Raw genomic sequence first — 19,039 nt, forward strand, 5'->3', positions numbered from 1 at the left:
TATATGCTGAAAATAGGCATAAAATGTCTGTCCATGAGGGGAAGCTAGAGGTGGCTGCGAAAGCTTGAGCAAAGCGAGGAACGAGGAAGGAGGCTATGCGAAATGCGGAATGAGGATCGCAATGAAGAGGGGCGAAAGCCGTATTATGTATCCGTTCAAGCTGGTCAAATATTAGCCGACCCGGAAGCGGCGGCTTATGAGCTTGTCATAAATGCGAACGATGCGGAAATAAGCAGACTGCATGAGCTGTTCAAGGAGCTTGCGGCTGCGGACAACTGGGGCGTGAGAGAGCTTGCGGCGAATCCGTACAACGCGATAAGCGATGAGCAGCGCAATTCGGAATATGACAGCTTGCTGCAGCGAGTGTATAAGCAATTGTACGATTGCGGAACGGATACGACGAAGCGTCACATCGAATCGATGCAATTATGGTAAGTCGAATAGGGCTCGCTAGACAAGCTGCTGCGGCAGACGGTCTGGCAGGCCTTTTTTCCATGGATGGGATTCAATTCAAGCATTCATCTAACACTTTCCAAAAACTTTTGCCGGCACAACGCCAAAATGATTGTTTTTCAAATAACTTCCATGGAATTTTTCTAACAACTCTCCTTTAGTATAGGGAATAGAGAAGCAGTAATCTATTCATAAGGTAGGAGGAAGTGTTCATATGAGGATACAAAGAACGGATGCCAAAGTTCGTATTGAAAGCTTGCGCAAGCGAATGGTAGAGCTTTACATGCAATCAGGCTCGCTGACCTCGGCACAGGTCGTTAAGGCAAGCCAAGAGCTGGATGAGGCTCTTAACGACTTCAATTGCGGCATATGACAACAAGAAAAAACCCTCCGCATGCAGCGGAAAGGCTTTGAATGCAACATATATATAGTTAATTTGAATGGCGTCCCAGAAGAGATTCGAACTCCCGACCGACGCCTTAGAAGGGCGTTGCTCTATCCAGCTGAGCTACTGGGACACGCAAGAGATAATATAACATAATCACTATTATCTTTGCAAGTCATTTTATGGATTTTATCAAAAAACAGTCGTTTTCGCCTTTCGAACGGTCTTTAAGCAGCTTTTATTTTTTTCTTTCCGCAGACCGTGGTATAATCTTACGCAAGCTTGCGAGTAGCAGGAGACGGCGTAAACGAAGGCGGTGTTAGCATTACAACTCCCATTGACCCACAAGGCGACAACAAGGACAACGTATACTTGTTCCCCAGCATGCTGGATCATTATCAAATTCATCTAACCCGGATGCTTGAGTCGGAGCAATACGGGGAGGCCAAGGAACTGTTGCGTTTCCTGCTGCAATGCCAAGGGGAGGATGAGCGCCATTACGAGGAGTGGAACAGTCTTCTCACATGGCTCGATATGGCTTTTCCCGAAGGAGGAAGCGCGGACGGCGGGACGGGATATGCGCTATCGGCACCCGAGCGGGAGCCAAGCGAGGAAACGATTCGCGCAGAGCTGTTGAGTCCACCCGAACAGGATGAGACTTACATTAATCAAGTGCTGTACATCATGCAGAATCATCCAATGATCGACCAGCAAATGCTTGCGCTCGAGCGGGCGGCATACATAGAGGCTGAAGAAGTAGACGCGACGATTGTAAACTGGCTCGTAACGAAGCAAGTGCATCCCGTCGTACAATTCAAGGCGCTGCAATGCTTGCGGAAGCGGGGGGCGACCGGGTCTTTGACAATGGAAAGGCTCGACGAGCAAGTACAGCTTGAGATGGAGGAAACGCCGCTCTCGCTGGACGACTTCCCGAGTCAGGTTATCCAAATTTTGGAGCGTGTCGAGCGGATAGCCGAGGTGGATGACCCGACGCTGCCGCATTTTGCCAGAGAACTCTGGAAGGAAAGTCTTCAGTTCCTGTACGGGACGACGGCTTACAAGTGGATGCTCAGGGATGATGAAGGAACCGTCGATTGCTTCGCCGCGGCGCTGCATCTTACGCTGCTGTTGACTGTATACGGTTCCGCGAATGACGACGATATACGCGATACATACGGCATTACCGAATCATTGAGATTCCAATATGAGCAAGCTTGCAGAGCGCTCAGGCAGGTCGCTGTATTACAGCCGCCGGGGCAGGATGAACCTCAGCCTTGAAAAGCTCGTCCATCTTGTTTATAATGGAATGGTTTATGGAACGTGAAAATAAGCGAAGTACGTGCAATTTTGGAGGGGAAGGCATAAAATGAAAGCAACTTGGGAAAAAATAGACAAGAACATCGTGTCTATCGACGTTGAGGTTGAAGCGGAGCAAGTCGCAACGGCGCTGGATCAAGCGTTTAAGAAAGTCGTTCAAAAGGTTAACGTACCTGGATTCCGTAAAGGCAAAGTGCCGCGCGGCATTTTCGAATCCCGTTTCGGCGTGGAGAGCCTGTACCAGGATGCGATCGACATTCTTCTTCCTGACGCTTACACAGCTGCAGTGAACGAGAACAATCTTCAGCCGGTCGACCGTCCTGAGATTGATGTTGAGCAATTCGCCAAAGGCCAAACGTTCAAATTCAAAGCGAAAGTTATCGTTAAGCCGGAAGTAACGCTTGGCGAATACAAAGGCCTTGAAATCGAAGCGGCATCGGCCGAAGTAACGGAAGAAGAGATTGCGGCTGAGCTTGAGCGTTTGCAACAACGCCACGCCGAGCTGTCGGTTATCGAAGAAGGCGCTGCCGAGAACGGCGATATTACCGTTATCGACTTCGACGGCTCCGTTGACGGCGTTCCATTCGAAGGCGGCAAAGCAGAGCGCTATTCCCTTGAGCTTGGATCGAACTCGTTCATCCCTGGCTTCGAGGAACAAGTTGTCGGCATGCAAATCGGCGATTACAAGGACGTAAACGTAACGTTCCCTGAGAGCTACCATGCTGAGAACCTTGCAGGCAAAGCAGCGGTATTCGCCGTGAAGCTGCATGAGATCAAACGCAAGTCGCTTCCAGCGCTTGACGATGAGTTCGCGAAGGACGTCAGCGAGTTCGACACGCTTGACGAGTACAAAGCGGATCTATCCAGCAAACTGAAGGAGCGCAAGGAGAAGGAAGCCGAGCAAGCTCGCGAAGTAGCTGTCGTTGACAAAGCTACCGCTGCTGCGGAAGTGGAAATTCCTGAAGCGATGATCGTAACCGAGACGGACTACATGATCAAAGACTTCGAAAACCGTCTTCAAATGCAAGGCATGAACATGGATCTGTACTTCCAGTTCTCCGGCCAGAACGAATCCGCGCTGCGCGAGCAAATGCGTTCCGACGCCGAGAAACGCGTTCGCAACAACTTGGTGCTTGACGCTATCGCGAAAGCCGAAGGCTTCACCGCTACGGAAGAAGATCTGACAGCCGAACTTGAGACATTGTCCAAATCGTACAACCGCCCGGCGGAAGAGCTGCGCGATATCTTCACTCGCAACGGCAACATTGCGAACCTGCAAGAGGACGTATTGCTTCGCAAAACGATCAAGTTCTTGCTCGACAACAGCAAAACGGTTTAATACGCATACTCAAGTAATAACAACATAAGCATCACTCAGGATAAGGCGCGTAATATACGTGCCTTATTTTGACCCTACATATGAAAATGTGCTTGACTCGGAGGCTAATCTCCGTACATATCGAAAGGCCGCCATCGTATACTGTATTATTGGAAAAATGACATCACTACGATGACGTGATACAATAAGGAAGTACTTAAAGCCATAAACGAAAAGAGGTTGGTCGCATGAATCTGGTACCTGTCGTAGTCGAACAAACAAATCGCGGGGAGCGTTCTTACGATATTTACTCCCGTTTGCTGAAGGACCGCATCATTTTCCTTGGGAGCGCAATCGATGATGACGTTGCAAACTCCGTTATCGCACAACTGCTGTTTCTGGCGGCCGACGATCCGGAGAAAGACATTCATCTGTACATTAACTCTCCTGGCGGATCTGTAACCGCGGGCATGGGTATTTACGATACGATGCAATACATTAAGCCTGAAGTTTCTACAATCTGCATGGGCATGGCGGCCAGCATGGGCTCGCTGCTCCTTACTGCGGGAGCGAAGGGCAAGCGCTTCGCGCTTCCTAATGCCGAAGTCATGATTCATCAGCCGCTCGGCGGCGTTCGCGGTCAAGCGTCCGATATTAAGATTCACGCGGACTGGATCCTGAAGACGAAACAGAAGCTTAACCAAATTTACGTTGAACGTACGGGTCAGCCTTATGACAAGATCGACCGCGATACCGACCGCGATAACTTCATGAGCGCGGAAGATGCACTCGCTTACGGTCTGATTGACAAAGTCATTACTTCGCCTGTATTGTAACGATTTAATTGAAGGGGTGATTCCATGTTCAAATTCAACGACGAAAAAGGCCAGTTGAAATGTTCTTTCTGCGGCAAATCGCAGGATCAAGTGCGCAAGCTGGTAGCCGGTCCCGGCGTATATATATGTGACGAGTGCATCGAGCTATGCACGGAAATCGTAGAAGAGGAGCTCGGCAACGAGGAAGAACTTGATTTGAAAGACATTCCGAAGCCGAAAGACATTCGCGCTATTCTTGATTCGTATGTTATCGGTCAAGAGTTCGCCAAGAAGTCGTTGTCCGTAGCGGTATACAACCACTACAAGCGGATCAACTCCGGCAGCAAGATCGAAGATGTCGAGCTTCAGAAGAGCAATATCCTGCTTCTCGGCCCAACTGGCTCAGGCAAGACTCTTCTTGCACAGACGATGGCAAAAATTTTGAATGTTCCGTTCGCGATTGCGGACGCGACTTCGCTTACGGAGGCTGGTTATGTAGGCGAGGACGTAGAGAACATTTTGCTCAAGCTTATTCAAGCCGCCGACTATGACGTTGAGAAAGCGGAACGCGGCATTATCTATATCGACGAAATTGACAAAGTAGCCCGCAAGTCGGAGAACCCGTCCATTACGCGCGACGTATCCGGCGAAGGCGTGCAGCAAGCTTTGCTTAAGATTCTTGAAGGTACGGTTGCATCCGTTCCGCCTCAAGGCGGACGCAAACATCCTCATCAAGAGTTCATTCAGATCGATACGACGAACATTCTGTTCATTTGCGGCGGCGCGTTCGACGGCTTGGAGCAATTGATCAAACGCCGTATCGGCAAGAAAGTGATCGGCTTCAACTCCTCCGGCGAATTGACGAAGGATTTGAAACCAGGCGAATACCTGTCGATGGTATTGCCTGAAGACTTGCTCAAATTCGGGCTTATTCCTGAGTTTGTAGGACGTCTGCCGGTCATCTCGACTTTGGAGCCGCTTGATGAGCCGGCACTCGTTCGGATTCTGTCCGAACCGAAGAACGCGCTTGTGAAGCAGTACCAGAAACTGCTTGAGATGGACAATGTGAAGCTGGACTTCGAACCGGCCGCGCTTGAAGCAATCGCGAAGGAAGCGATTAAGCGCAACACCGGCGCCCGCGGTTTGCGTGCGATCATCGAGGGCATTATGCTCGAAGTGATGTATGAAGTTCCTTCCCGCGACGACGTGCAGAACTGCCTGATTACGGAGCAATCCGTGCAAGAGAAGATGATGCCTGAACTCACGGCGAAGAAGGGCAAGAAGAAGGAAGAAAGCGCATAAGCTCTCTAGAGATAGCAATGCGTATATAGAGTAGATAGATTACCGTCATTGTCTCCACCCTGCAGCAGAGGTTTTTTTTTCAGCCACATGCCCGCGGGGTGGACTTTGACGTTCATGGGAGAGATTGAAACGATGTACAAACGTCAAGATACGGTAGCGGTGAAAGTCGGCGATCTTACGATCGGCGGCAGCAACGAAGTCATCATTCAAAGCATGTGCACGACGAAGACCGCCGATGTGGAAGCGACAGTAGCTGAAATACTGCGCCTGGAGGAAGCGGGCTGCCAGGTTGTCCGGGTAACCGTCAATAATAAGGAAGCGGCTGAAGCGATCAAGGAGATCAAGAAGCGCATTCATATTCCGCTTGTTGCTGACATTCACTTCGATTACCGCTTGGCGCTTGCGGCGATCGAGAACGGCGTCGACAAGGTACGCATTAATCCCGGCAACATCGGCCGCCGCGAGAAAGTAGAAGCGGTTGTTAAAGCCTGCAAGGAACGCGGTATACCGATTCGGATCGGCGTTAACGCAGGCTCGCTTGAGAACCATCTGCTAGAGAAGTACGGCTACCCGACGCCGGAAGCGATGGTCGAGAGCGCATTGTTCCATATCGGCATTCTGGAAGAGCTGGACTTCCATGATATTATCGTGTCGCTTAAGGCATCGGATGTGCCGATGGCCATTGCGGCCTACACGATGGCGGCAGAGAAGATCAAGTATCCGCTGCATCTCGGTATTACCGAGGCTGGGACGCTTCATACGGGCACGATCAAGAGCTCGGCTGGCATTGGCGCATTGTTGGCACTTGGCATCGGCAACACGGTACGGATCAGCTTGAGCGCCGATCCGGTCGAAGAGGTCAAGGTTGCTCGCGAGCTGCTTAAGACATTCGGCTTGATCACGAACGCGGCGACGCTTGTCTCCTGTCCGACCTGCGGACGTCTCGATATCGACCTGTTCTCGATCGCGAACGAGGTCGAGGACTATATCGCGAAGATCAAAGTACCGATCAAAGTATCGGTGCTCGGCTGCGCGGTTAACGGCCCGGGCGAAGCTCGCGAAGCCGATATCGGCATCGCCGGCGCTCGCGGCGAAGGCATGCTGTTCCGCTACGGCGAAATGATACGCAAAGTACCGGAAGCGGAGCTCCTGAACGAGCTGAAGAAGGAAATCGACGAAATCGTACGCGTATTCGAAGCAACCGGCGAAATTCCGGGACGCAAGCATCATACGCATGCCTAAATAGAAGATAAAGCTCACCCCACTGCCTCGTTGGCCGTGTGGGTGAGCTTTTTTTGTTTGTAGCGCTTATCCGTTATGCGAATAATATCCAGACGTGGTGGCAAAATAAGGGTTGCAGCGACGACAGTGGCAGAAGGCGGGAACAAGTTGGAGCGAATTAGCCTTAATCAGCTAGGATCGATGATCATATTATTTCTTATCGGCAGCTCGTCATTGTTTCTTCTGGCAAGCGATGCCGGCAAGGACGCTTGGCTAGCCGTGTTCGTCGGCATGTTAGGCGGACTTGCGCTGCTGTGGGGCGTGAATCTGATGATCTACCGCATTGCGCCGAATAGCAACTTGATCGAATTGATCAATGATCATTTTGGCAAATGGGCCGGTTTCTTGCTGTCGATGGGTTACGTTATCTATTTCTGTTACAAATCGATAAGGAACGTCAGAGAGTTCGGAGACTTGACGTCCATACTGCTGCTGCCGAACACGCCGGTCAGTGCGATCATGCTCATCATATGTGCGATGGCGGCTTATACCGTCATGAGCGGGGTTGACGTTTTTTTTCGCATGGCCGAATTCATATTGCCGATCGTTATTGCGATCTACGTTATGTTGTTTCTCATTATTGCATTCGCGGACTTGCTTCAGTTCGACAACTTGCTTCCGGTGCTGGATAAAGGGATGATGTCGGTCCTCAAGGCCGCATTCCCGGGGCTTATTTCGTTCCCATTCGGAGAGCTGATCCTGTTTCTGATGTTCTGGAAATACGTAGAGCAAGAAGGCAATGACATCATTCGCGTAACGATCAAATGTTATCTGTTCTCGGGCTTGTTCATTACAACAACGAATCTGCTCATATTGGCCGGACTAGGGAAACTGGCTCCGGTTATTACGATCCCGCTTATGCAACTGACGACATTTATTGAAATCGCGAAAATATTGGAGCGTATCGATCCCTTCGTCGCGCTGTTGCTGTTCACGGGCGTTTACTTCAAGCTGACAGCGTATTATATGGGCGCGGTACTCGCATTGCGTTATATGACTAAGCTTCGGCAGAAATATGCAGTGCTGATCGTCGGAGGCGGAATTTATTTTGGGTCGTCGTATATATTCAAAAGCTACATGGAGCAGGTGAGGATTGGCTTTACTCTAAACCTGAAATACCATTTTCCAATCTTTCAAATCGCCTTTCCTTTGTTGCTGTTGATCGTCGTGCTCTTCAAAAAAAGATGGAATGAAAAGGTGCATGCCAATGAAGAAACAGAATAACGGAGCGGACTCTCAAGGTTCTGAGCAAGCGAATCGCCTATCGAGCGATATCGAGGACAATATCCGCTACGCTCAGGATACGCTAGGCACAGGGCCGGATATTCTTATAAGACGACTTCACCTATTCCAAGAGAGCAAGGCCGCCGTATTGTCGATTGCAGGCATAACGGATAAGGCAAGCGTCAACCTGCTCGTGGACAGCATGCTATCGGAGTACAGAGAGCAAAGCGGCTTGGCGAGAGAGGGGGATCCGTTCCAAGCGCTGCTGTACCGCATGCTTGCCGTGGGAGGCATACGCAGTCTGGAGACGTTGTATGATCTCGATGTTGCGATGCTGGAGGGCTTGTCCGTCGTTTTGCTTGACGGCTATGACCGGGCGCTTGCGGTAAATACGGGCGGAGGCGAGAGGCGCGGCGTAGAAGAGCCCAGCACGCAAACCGTCGTCAGAGGGCCGAAGGAAGGCTTCGCCGAGAGCATCCTGACGAATATATCGCTTCTCCGGACAAAAATTAAATCACCTAACCTGCGGATTGAATACAAGATTATCGGCCAGCAGACGCGGACAACGGTTGCAGTCGCATATATGAAAGGAATCTCCGAAGATAAAGTGGTTAATGAGGTTCATCGCAGGCTTGACGCAATCGAGACTGACAGTATATTGGATAGCGGTTATATCGAAGAGTTCATTCATGAGAAGAAGTATTCGCCGTTTCCGCTTCTCCAGAATACAGAAAGGCCCGATGCAATCGCCGCCGGGCTGCTGGAAGGACAGGTAGCGATCATTGTGGACGGGTCTCCTTTCGCCTTGCTTGCGCCGGTTACATTCTTCAAGTTCTTCCAATCGAGCGAAGATTATTACCAAAGCTATGATATCGCGACTTTCCTAAGAGTGATCCGATTCGTGTCGTTCTTCGCATCGATGCTGCTTCCGTCGCTCTATATCGCGATTACGACGTTCCATCAAGAAATGCTGCCAACACCGCTTCTCATTAGTATCGCAGCACAGAGAGAGGGCGTTCCCTTCCCTGCTATTATCGAGGCGATGATTATGGAACTAACGTTTGAAATCTTGCGCGAGGCGGGGGTGCGAATGCCGCGCATCATCGGTTCGGCGATATCGATCGTAGGCGCGCTCGTGCTCGGGCAGGCTGCCGTGCAAGCGGGCCTTATCTCGGCGGCGATGGTCATTGTCGTGTCGTTCACGGCTATTGCAAGCTTCGTTATTCCTGCAGTCAATATGGGGACATCGGCGAGACTTATACGCTTCGCGATGATGATATTGGCCGGCTCATTCGGCGTATTCGGCATTATGGCCGGTTTGATGGTTTTGCTGACCCATCTGTCGGGGCTTCGCTCCTTCGGAGTTCCGTACCTGACGCCGATCTCCCCGCTCGTAAAGAATAATCTAAAGGATGTGTTCGTTCGTGCGCCTTGGTGGGCGATGAACAAGCGGCCTGCTTTGTTCGGCAAGCCGGGCACCAGCAGGCAAGGCAAGCAGGAAAAGAAAGCGATATCGAGCCAATCAGGAAAGTCGGGAGAGGAGGAAGAAGGCCAATGAAGCAGCGTATTACAACGATTCAAGGCTTTGCAATTCTTGTCAATACAATCGCACCAAGCGCCGTGCTGCAAATGCCCGCCCATATCGTCTCTGTTACGAAGCAGGATGCTTGGTTGACGGTCCTCTTCTCCATGGTTGTAGGCCTCGTATATGCTTATGTCGTCGGCAGAATCTGCCTGCTGAGCAATGGCAAGCCCTTGATGGAATGGCTGGAGTCCAGATTCGGCAAGGCTGTCGCGTTGGTTATCGCCATCATGCTGTGCGGTTACTATTTCATGGTGGCAACCAGCGTAGTCAGGCAATTCACGAACTACGTGCATGAGCAGTTGCTTAATACTACACCTATACTCGCAATCGCGCTCGTCATCGTCCTTGTATCCGTCTATGCCGTTTGGCAAGGAATAGAGGCCATGGGGAGAATGCACTTTATCGTGCTGCTATTCGGTTGCGTGCTTATGGGACTCAATTTTTTATTATTATGGTCCTATTACGATTGGTCTAACTTCCTGCCGATCTTCGAGATGCCCCCTGAGCGCCATTTGTCTGCCGTGCTTATACCTGCCGGCTGGTTATCGGAAATATCGGCGGTATTGTTCTTGCTGCCTTATTTCAAGAAGAACATACAAGCAGCGAGGGCAGCTTTGTGGGCAACGCTGCTCTCGGGTTCAATGATTCTCGTTACGGTCGTTATGATTATTGCCGTATTCGGCGTGAAAATCGTTAATGCTCTTTCCTATCCGAGCTTCGCGGCTCTTGGCATAGTGGAGGTCGGAAAGTTCATGGAGCGGATAGACGTCTTCTTGCTGACCGCATGGATGGCATCGATGTTCGCGAAAGTTTCCATTTTTTTGTTCATCTTCTTTCAACTGCTGAGCTTTATCTTTGGTATTCGAAAAAAAACAAGTCCGTTGACCGCACTCGCGGTATCCGCATTCATAAGTGCCTCTTCGATCTATTCATGGCCAAGAAACAGCAATTTCATCGAATACATATTCACGTCGCTGTCCGCTTACCTTCTGGTGAACAATTATGCGTTATTTCTGCTTATATGGGGGGGACTTCGCTTGTTTAAGAAGAAATCGGACGATGTGCAAGGAGGGGCGGCTACATGATAGTAAGGCGGACAACATCAATCGTATTGTTCCTCCTCCTAAGCGGAACCATGCTTACGGGCTGTTGGAGCAGGGTAGAGTTGAACGAGCTTGCCATCACTTCCGCGACGTCGATCGACCGCGATGGCGATGATTGGATCGTCTCGTTCCAAGTCGTTATTCCATCCACGATATCTTCCGGTATCGGGATAACGGGCGGCGGCGGGGGTTCGCCCGTCATCGTCTACTCGACTAAGGGGAAAACGATTCGGGAAGCAAATATGCATAGCGTATACGAGAGCCCGCGCAGGCTTTATTTTGCTCATAACCGGGTTATTGTCATCAGCGAAGAAACGGCACGTCGGGGTTTGAACCCTGTACTTGAGGTGTACTTGCGTAATCCGGATGCGAGGGAGACAGTCGATGTCCTCGTTACGGCGGGCAAATCCCGTAAAATACTGGAGCAGATGATGCAAATTCAGAGAATTCCGGGCGACGGCATACGGGAGATCAATACGATTGAGGCTGAAAATTCGTCGGCGCTGCCGGAAGTGAAGATGTACGAGCTGGCAATGAATCTAGCAAGCGACTCAGCGAGCGCCTTGCTTCCCGAAATCTATTTGTCGGGGACCAAGGAAACTTCTTCGTTGTCGGCCTTCGAGAATACGACGCTTCCATCCAAGCTGCGACTCGGCAGGGCTGCCGTTATTAAGAAGGACAAAATGGTCGGATGGCTCTCCCGTAAGGATGCTCTCGGCGTCGCATATATGAGGGATGCCATCAATAAGTCCCTCGTTACGGTAGCTTGCCCGGACGGGAGCGGCAACAATTCGTCGATCAGTATCGGAAGTTCGTCGACGAACCAGAGGCCGTCATTGATCGACGGCAACTTGAAAGTGAAGCTGGAGGTAAAAGCCGAAGGTACGCTCGTTCAATCCGATTGCAAGTCGCTTGATTTGTACAAGACGGATGTGATCCAGCAGATAGAGAAAGCTGCCGAGAAAGAGATCGCGTCCTGCATCCTTTCGGGGTGGCAATCGTTGCAGAAGCTTAAAGCGGATGCAGTAGGGTTCGCCGGCCTCGCGCATCGAACATACCGAAAGGAATGGCGGAACTGGCAGAAGGACTGGGACGCGGAATTTGCTCGTATTCAGATCGAACCCGCAGTCAGCGTTACGCTTTCCAATGTTGGGCTTAGCAATCAGTCGCTTAATGTTGACAAGCTGCGCGAGGGCAAGAAATAAGAGGATACGAATAGATAAAAAGGAGCGGGTCCAATATGGGGTTGAAAGAAGCCGCAAGCGCGGCGCTGCTGATCGTGGCGTTAGGGATGGGAGTAAGGAAGCTGCTCAAACGAGGTTTAGTCCGCGAGTACATGGTGTATGCGTCATGCGTTATTTGGACGGGCTACCTGTTCGCGGCGGAGAACTACAAATGGAACGTCATATCGCCAATTACGATCATAAGCGCGGCATTTAAGCCGCTCGGCATATGGCTGCAGCGTGCCGGCTGGATCACATGATGATGCGGACAAGCGGAAATACTTGTGCCGAAGTTTTGGAGAATGCGATTATTCCTTTTGCCAAGAGGCAATACTGACATAATACGGATGCCTGCGAGATACAGGCGGTATGAGAGGAGCGGGAATAAATGAGTTTAAGTGTCGTGTTAATGTTGATTCAAGTGTTTTTTGCCGTCGTTATCGGCTTGTATTTTTGGAATTTGCTGCGCAATCAGAAGACGAACCGCTCTGCGGTCGATCGGGAATCGCGCAAAGAAATGGATAAGCTGCGCAAGCTGCGGTCGGTTTCGCTTACGAAGCCGCTCGCGGAGAAGACGCGCCCGCAGTCGATGCAGGATATCGTTGGCCAGCGAGATGGATTAAGGGCTCTTAAGGCTGCGCTATGCAGCGCGAACCCGCAGCATGTCATTATCTACGGACCGCCGGGCGTCGGGAAGACGGCTGCCGCGCGCGTCGTGTTGGAGGAAGCGAAAAAAAATCCGAGCTCGCCTTTCCTGCCGGAGGCGAAGTTCACCGAGATCGATGCAACGACGGCGCGCTTCGACGAACGAGGCATTGCCGACCCGTTGATAGGCTCGGTTCACGATCCGATCTATCAAGGCGCCGGTGCGATGGGAGTAGCCGGTATTCCGCAGCCGAAGCCCGGCGCAGTAACGAAAGCGCACGGGGGTATTCTGTTCATCGACGAGATCGGCGAATTGCACCCGATCCAAATGAATAAACTGTTAAAGGTACTAGAGGATCGCAAGGTGTTCCTCGAAAGCGCCTATTACAATTCAGAGGATGCGAACATTCCCGTCTATATTCACGATATATTCCAGAATGGGCTGCCGGCAGACTTCCGTCTGGTCGGAGCGACGACGCGTTCGCCGCAAGAAATTCCCCCTGCCATTCGTTCGCGCTGCATGGAGGTGTTCTTCCGTCCGCTGTTGGCGGACGAGATTGCTTTAGTCGCAGAGAATGCGGTTAAGAAGATCGGTTTCGCTCCTTGTCCGGAAGCGATTGAGGTCGTGAAGCGTTATGCGACAAACGGCCGCGAAGCGGTCAACGTTATTCAGCTTGCAGCGGGAGTTGCGTTATCGGAGAAACGGGACAGCATCGCCGCGGGCGATATCGAATGGGTTGTGAACAGCAGCCAAATTCCTCCGCGCCCAGACCGCAAAGTGCCTGCTGCGCCGCAGATCGGCTTCGTGAACGGCCTTGCCGTATACGGCCCGAATATGGGGACGCTGCTTGAAATCGAGGTCAGCGCGATTCCGGCGGCCGCAGGACGCGGCCAATTCACGATAACGGGTGTCGTGGAAGAAGAGGAGCTCGGAGGCGGCTCCAGGACGCTGCGCCGCAAGAGCATGGCGAAGGGTTCGGTCGAGAACGTGCTGACCGTACTGCGCCGTATTGGGCTTAACCCGCAAGACTTCGACCTTCATATCAACTTCCCGGGCGGAACGCCGATTGACGGTCCGTCTGCGGGCATCGCGATGGCTACGGCAATTACGTCCGCCATCAAAGGCTTGCCGATCGACAACAAGCTGGCAATGACTGGCGAGGTTGGCATCCACGGCAATGTAAAGCCGGTCGGCGGCGTTCTGGCGAAGGTCGAGGCAGCTTTCCAAGCAGGCGCCGAGAAGGTGATTATTCCTCGCGAGAATTGGCAGGCGATCTTCGCAGACCTGAATGGGCTGAAGGTCATACCCGTCGACCGCGTCGAAGAAGTATTCAGCTACGTATTTCCAGAGACGAAGATTTCGGAGAAAAGCGTGGATGCGCCGATCGGCACAGAGCTCTTCATTGCGTCCGGCGTCCCTTATTTGCAAGCCGATTCCGCTGAATAACAAGGTTTACGCCATCTGGCAAGGATACACCGATTTGATTTAGATTTTACTTTGCGATGTGGTAATATAGGGTAGACGTAAACAATTGGAGGTGCTGGAATGGGACCTAATAAATCGAAAGGTCGTCGTCGGCTGCCCCTGCTTCCGCTGCGGGGGCTACTCGTTTACCCCAGCATGGTTCTCCACCTAGATGTGGGCAGGGACAAATCGGTTCGGGCACTGGAGAGGGCAATGGTCGAGGAAAATATGATCTTGCTTTGCTCGCAATCCGAAGTGAACATTGAGGAGCCGACGGAGGAAGATATATATAAGGTCGGAACGATTGCGAAAGTAAGGCAAATGATGAAGCTGCCGAACGGAACGATCCGGGTGCTGGTCGAAGGCGTTGTCCGTGCGGAAATTGTGGATTACTTGCCGAATGACGAATTTTACGAAGTATCGGCGAAGGAGCTGCCGGAGCAGGAGACGGACGATCCGGAGGTCGACGCGCTTATGCGTACGGTGCTTAGCCAATTCGAGCATTATATCTCGTTGTCGAAGAAGATAACGCCGGAGACGCATGCGGCAGTGTCCGATATTGACGAGCCGGGACGATTGGCGGATGTAATCACGAGCCATCTATCGCTTAAGATCAAGGATAAGCAGGACATCCTGGAAACCATCGACGCACGCGAGCGGCTGGAGAAGCTGCTCGATATTTTGAACAACGAGCGCGAGGTACTGGAGCTGGAGCGCAAGATTAACCAGCGCGTCAAGAAGCAAATGGAGAAGACGCAGAAGGAATATTATTTGCGCGAGCAGATGAAGGCGATCCAGAAGGAGCTTGGCGAGAAGGAAGGCCGCGCCGGCGAAATCGAGGATTTGCGCAGCCAGCTTGCCGATTCGGGCGTGCCCGAGTCCGTGAAGGAGAAGATCGAGAAGGAAATCGATCGGCTCGAGAAGATGCCTGCATCGTCAGCCGAAGGCGGCGTTATCCGCAATTATATCGATTGGCTGTTGTCGTTGCCTTGGAATAAGCAGACGGACGACGATCTCAGCATCAGCAAAGCCGAGGAAGTGCTGAACGAGGACCACTACGGCCTTGAGAAACCGAAGGAGCGGGTGCTGGAGTACTTAGCCGTACAGCAGCTCGTGAAGAAGCTCAAAGGACCTATTCTATGTCTCGTAGGGCCGCCTGGCGTCGGCAAAACATCGCTTGCGAGATCGATCGCGAAGTCGCTCGGACGCAAGTTCGTTCGTATCTCGCTCGGCGGCGTACGCGACGAAGCCGAGATTCGCGGGCACAGACGGACGTATGTAGGCGCAATGCCGGGACGTATTATTCAAGGGATGAAGACGGCGGGCTCGCTGAATCCGGTATTTCTGCTGGATGAAATCGACAAGATGGCGATGGATTTCCGCGGCGACCCGGCTTCTGCCCTTCTCGAGGTGCTTGATCCGGAGCAGAACAGCAACTTCAGCGATCACTTCATCGAGGTGCCGTTCGACCTGTCGAATGTCATGTTCGTGACGACCGCGAATGCGATGCACAACATTCCAAGGCCATTGCTAGACCGGATGGAGGTGCTCTATATTCCGGGCTACACCGAGCTTGAGAAGCTTCAGATCGCAACGCGGTACTTGCTGCCTAAGCAAAAGAGGGAGCATGGCCTCTCGGAAGAGCAGCTCATCGTGTCCGAGGATACGCTTTTGCAGCTCGTTCGCGACTATACCCGCGAATCCGGCGTGCGTAATCTGGAGCAGCAGATTGCCTCCGTATGCCGCAAAGCAGCGAAGTACTTTGTCTCGAACGAGGATGCGGCGACGCTTGAAGTGACAAGCGAGAAGCTAAAGGAGTGGCTTGGACCTTCGAAGTTCCGATACGGTCTTGCGGAGAGCGAGAATCAGATCGGAGCGGTGACGGGACTTGCTTGGACGGAGGTCGGAGGCGATACGCTAGTCATCGAGGTTACCGTAATGCCGGGCAGCGGCAAGCTGACGCTTACAGGCAAGCTTGGCGACGTGATGAAGGAATCGGCACAAGCGGCGTTCAGCTATACGCGCTCCAAAGCGATCGAGCTTGGCATCGATCCGGGCTTCCATGAGAAGAACGACATTCATATTCATATTCCGGAGGGAGCTATACCGAAGGATGGTCCATCAGCAGGCATTACGATCGCGACGGCGCTTATCTCGGCGCTCACGAATCGTTATGTGAACAAGGAAGTGGCGATGACGGGGGAGATTACGCTCCGCGGACGCGTGCTGCCGATTGGCGGCTTGAAAGAAAAATCGTTGGCGGCGCATCGTGCGGGCATAAAAACCGTGCTGCTGCCAAAAGACAATGAACGGGACTTGCGGGATATTCCCGATAGCGTGCGCAATGATCTGCAATTTATTCCTGTCGCTCATATGGATGAGGTTCTGCAGCATGCGCTCCTTCCAGTTCTAACGGAACAGAAAGCAGGTACATCGATTTTATGAAGATTATGGATGCACAATTTATTATCAGCGCGGTTCAGCCTCACCAATACCCGGAGGACGCCTTGCCAGAGATTGCTCTGGCAGGGCGTTCCAATGTCGGGAAATCATCTCTCATCAACAAGCTGATCATGCGCAAAAACTTGGCAAGAACGAGCTCGCAGCCGGGAAAGACGCAGCAGCTTAACTATTATCGCGTGAATGATATGGTTTATTTTGTCGATTATCCGGGTTATGGCTATGCGAAAGTGTCCAAGACGCAGCGAGAGAAGTTCGGCACGATGATCGAGACGTATATTAGAGACCGCAAGCAGCTTAAGCTGCAGTTGCTCGTTATCGACATTCGCCACGAGCCGTCCAAGGACGATCAGCTCATGTACGATTGGCTTAAGCATTATGAAATACCGACTTGCATCGTCTGCACGAAAGCGGACAAGATTCCAAGGTCGAAGTGGGACAAGCATATCAAAATTGTTAAAACAACGCTTGGCGTCGATCCACGGGATTCCATCGTATTATTTTCGTCGGAAACAGGGCTTGGCCGCGAGCAGCTCTGGGACATTATTATGGGGACGATTGCTACTTAAGGTAGCAAGTGCAGCAACTTCTCCTCTAAAGCAGAGGATACAGGGAGAAATACGGCTTTCCTCGTGAATTCCTGCGTTTTTTTCAGAAATATGCAAGAATATCGCGTGCGGGCGGCAGGAATAAAATGATCGGATCACGTATAATATACTTAAGCAAAACGAACCGACGTGAACGATGAATCGCGCGGAGTGACGCGTCGATCGATTCGGGCAAGTCAAAGAATTGAGGAGATTTTTATGGCTAAGCGGCTAGCCACAGAGTATGTAAATGCCAATCTGCAGTTAACGGCCACGGAGATGGCGGGATTCATCCGATTGTTCGAAGATCAGCAAATTCACCTTCAGGTGCGTGTGCTCGAAGGCGGCAATCAGGAGCTCGTTCTCGAAGACGTAGCAGGGAGGGAAGAAGTCCGACTGACCTTTGAGCGTCATCAAGACTATTACGTATGCGTTCTTTCTTGCCGACTTGTTGGACCAAGGCTGACCAATGCCATGCGCAAAGCGGTTTCCGCTTTCCGGGGTAACGCGATCGTCAACCGAATTTACAGTCATTATACGATGATCTATCATTATAGGAATGGTTCCGTCATTACCATTGTGGAACAGACCGCTGCAGGTGAGCGGGTCGTATTCGAATATAAGGATACGGCTCAGCAGCTTGAACGCGTATTCCGCAGCCGCTTGATCGAGCGTGAGATTAGCTTGATTCATGGTGCGGTTAACGAGTTGCTCGACCTTCGCAACCAAGCGACGGATGCCGACGAGATCGGCAGAATCGACGAGCGTTTGACCGAAATGACAAGGAAGCTGTTTATTTTAGAAGCTTAATGTTTAAATAAGAAAAGAGTAGGAGGCCGCTTCCGCGGCTTCTTTTTTTTTCTACGACTGACCAATCCATTTACGTCAAAACGCATTGAGCGAATAACTGGAACTTCTCCCGTTATTACTGCTTTCTCCGTCCACGTATATCAAATAGATGGAACTAATCCCATTAATATCTCCGTTTTCAGACGGATGGGGATATCAAGCTCGGATGACTTGTTGTCCGTGCAACGCAAGATTACACGCAAGGAGTTGGAACCTAAAATGAACCCATCGAAAAATTTCAAGAAATTTGCGGCAGGCATCACCTTTTCAGTCGCTTTGGCGTTATCGGCTTGCAGCAATAACGGAGCAAACGGCGATCGGCTTGATCCTATCGCAACGAATGCCCCTTCAACGGACGGGCAGACGAGCCCAGACGGCTTGACGAGCCCGGTGCCGAGCATAGAGCCATCCGAGACGCCGAACGGAGCAAACGGTCGGGACGAAGGCGATAAGCCGTCAGACGACGAGGCGGCAGCGGTAACGGTCGGCTCGCTCGTCCAGTTGGCCAAGGAGGGCAAAGTGCCGGATTGCGAATATGCCGCCCATAAGGCGCTTTTTGATGAAATCGAGAAGAAGTGGGGCGAAGCGGACAGCCAGATTTCGGCGGGTAAAGGGATTTATGCAGAGTACAAGGATAAAGGCATCGCCTCCGGATACAACAAAGGAATGCTGGTATTCGATGTCAGGTCTTATGCACCCGAGCTGAATGCGATCACCTTGAAGGATATCGAGAAAGCTCTCGGCAAAGCCGACGAAGAAACGAAAAACAATTCGGACGGCATCTACACGTACGAAGTAAACGATCAGTTCCGGCTTAAATTCGTAATTGCAGAAACGTCCGGGACCGTCGATCATATCTCTGTGTTCAGTCCGCAGGATGCAAAAAATAATATGGCTGGCTGACAAGCAGTCCTGTTTCGCGACAAGCCTGACAGTCATACATTGAAAACGGGGCTGGCGGAGATAGACAGCTTGAAAAAAACTGTTGCATTTATCCCCGATAGATGTTATTTTTAGTTTCGTTGAA

The 19,039-nt window shown here is 51.5% G+C and carries 17 protein-coding genes and 1 tRNA gene; 17 read left to right on the forward strand and 1 reads right to left on the reverse strand.

What is annotated here, in order from left to right:
* Positions 1 to 102: 102 nt before the first annotated feature.
* Both J2T14_RS16780 and J2T14_RS16785 read left to right on the forward strand, forming a co-directional pair.
* On the forward strand, positions 103 to 435 hold the full coding sequence (locus tag J2T14_RS16780; RefSeq protein ID WP_307472530.1) for a hypothetical protein: 333 nt from the start codon (positions 103 to 105) through the stop codon (positions 433 to 435).
* A gap of 232 nt (positions 436 to 667) precedes the next feature.
* Positions 668 to 826, forward strand: coding sequence for an aspartyl-phosphate phosphatase Spo0E family protein (locus J2T14_RS16785; protein ID WP_307472532.1), 159 nt, complete (start codon positions 668 to 670; stop codon positions 824 to 826).
* Positions 827 to 894: 68 nt separating this feature from the next.
* Here J2T14_RS16785 and J2T14_RS16790 read toward each other — a convergent pair.
* A tRNA-Arg gene (locus tag J2T14_RS16790) sits at positions 895 to 971 on the reverse strand.
* A 149-nt stretch (positions 972 to 1,120) separates the two neighbouring features.
* Here J2T14_RS16790 and J2T14_RS16795 point away from each other — a divergent pair.
* From J2T14_RS16795 to J2T14_RS16865, 15 genes are all read left to right on the forward strand, one after another.
* Entirely contained in the window at positions 1,121 to 2,116 is a 996-nt protein-coding gene (locus tag J2T14_RS16795; RefSeq protein ID WP_307472534.1) for a hypothetical protein, read from the forward strand.
* Between the two features lie 88 nt (positions 2,117 to 2,204).
* Positions 2,205 to 3,494, forward strand: a complete 1,290-nt coding sequence (gene tig / locus J2T14_RS16800; RefSeq protein ID WP_307472536.1) for a trigger factor — start codon at positions 2,205 to 2,207, stop codon at positions 3,492 to 3,494.
* Positions 3,495 to 3,721: 227 nt separating this feature from the next.
* Positions 3,722 to 4,309 (forward strand): ATP-dependent Clp endopeptidase proteolytic subunit ClpP, encoded by a 588-nt coding sequence (gene clpP / locus J2T14_RS16805; RefSeq protein WP_307200323.1) that lies wholly within the window; start codon positions 3,722 to 3,724, stop codon positions 4,307 to 4,309.
* A 24-nt stretch (positions 4,310 to 4,333) separates the two neighbouring features.
* Positions 4,334 to 5,590 (forward strand): ATP-dependent protease ATP-binding subunit ClpX, encoded by a 1,257-nt coding sequence (gene clpX / locus J2T14_RS16810; protein ID WP_307200321.1) that lies wholly within the window; start codon positions 4,334 to 4,336, stop codon positions 5,588 to 5,590.
* Positions 5,591 to 5,722: 132 nt separating this feature from the next.
* Complete coding sequence (ispG, locus tag J2T14_RS16815) at positions 5,723 to 6,832, forward strand: flavodoxin-dependent (E)-4-hydroxy-3-methylbut-2-enyl-diphosphate synthase (RefSeq protein ID WP_307200319.1); 1,110 nt, start codon at positions 5,723 to 5,725, stop codon at positions 6,830 to 6,832.
* A gap of 147 nt (positions 6,833 to 6,979) precedes the next feature.
* Entirely contained in the window at positions 6,980 to 8,095 is a 1,116-nt protein-coding gene (locus tag J2T14_RS16820) for a GerAB/ArcD/ProY family transporter (RefSeq protein ID WP_307472539.1), read from the forward strand.
* Complete coding sequence (locus J2T14_RS16825; RefSeq protein WP_373458161.1) at positions 8,073 to 9,653, forward strand: spore germination protein; 1,581 nt, start codon at positions 8,073 to 8,075, stop codon at positions 9,651 to 9,653. Before J2T14_RS16820 ends, J2T14_RS16825 begins: the two co-directional genes overlap by 23 nt.
* Positions 9,650 to 10,765, forward strand: a complete 1,116-nt coding sequence (locus J2T14_RS16830; protein WP_307472544.1) for a GerAB/ArcD/ProY family transporter — start codon at positions 9,650 to 9,652, stop codon at positions 10,763 to 10,765. The genes J2T14_RS16825 and J2T14_RS16830 overlap by 4 nt, the downstream gene beginning before the upstream one ends.
* On the forward strand, positions 10,762 to 11,988 hold the full coding sequence (locus tag J2T14_RS16835) for a Ger(x)C family spore germination protein (RefSeq protein ID WP_307472546.1): 1,227 nt from the start codon (positions 10,762 to 10,764) through the stop codon (positions 11,986 to 11,988). The genes J2T14_RS16830 and J2T14_RS16835 overlap by 4 nt, the downstream gene beginning before the upstream one ends.
* A 35-nt stretch (positions 11,989 to 12,023) precedes the next feature.
* Entirely contained in the window at positions 12,024 to 12,266 is a 243-nt protein-coding gene (locus J2T14_RS16840; RefSeq protein WP_307472548.1) for a hypothetical protein, read from the forward strand.
* A 128-nt stretch (positions 12,267 to 12,394) separates the two neighbouring features.
* On the forward strand, positions 12,395 to 14,098 hold the full coding sequence (gene lonB, locus J2T14_RS16845; RefSeq protein ID WP_307472550.1) for an ATP-dependent protease LonB: 1,704 nt from the start codon (positions 12,395 to 12,397) through the stop codon (positions 14,096 to 14,098).
* A 99-nt stretch (positions 14,099 to 14,197) separates the two neighbouring features.
* Entirely contained in the window at positions 14,198 to 16,561 is a 2,364-nt protein-coding gene (gene lon, locus J2T14_RS16850) for an endopeptidase La (protein WP_307472552.1), read from the forward strand.
* Positions 16,558 to 17,145, forward strand: coding sequence for a ribosome biogenesis GTP-binding protein YihA/YsxC (gene yihA / locus J2T14_RS16855; protein WP_307200302.1), 588 nt, complete (start codon positions 16,558 to 16,560; stop codon positions 17,143 to 17,145). The genes lon and yihA overlap by 4 nt, the downstream gene beginning before the upstream one ends.
* A gap of 237 nt (positions 17,146 to 17,382) precedes the next feature.
* Complete coding sequence (locus J2T14_RS16860) at positions 17,383 to 17,973, forward strand: non-ribosomal peptide synthetase module (RefSeq protein ID WP_307200300.1); 591 nt, start codon at positions 17,383 to 17,385, stop codon at positions 17,971 to 17,973.
* 258 nt (positions 17,974 to 18,231) lie between these two features.
* A complete protein-coding gene (locus tag J2T14_RS16865; protein ID WP_307472554.1) occupies positions 18,232 to 18,915 on the forward strand; it encodes a YjgB family protein in 684 nt (227 codons plus the stop codon).
* The last annotated feature ends 124 nt before the right edge of the window (positions 18,916 to 19,039 follow it).

The sequence above is a fragment of the Paenibacillus harenae genome, from assembly GCF_030812415.1.
Lineage (GTDB): Bacteria > Bacillota > Bacilli > Paenibacillales > Paenibacillaceae > Pristimantibacillus > Pristimantibacillus harenae_A.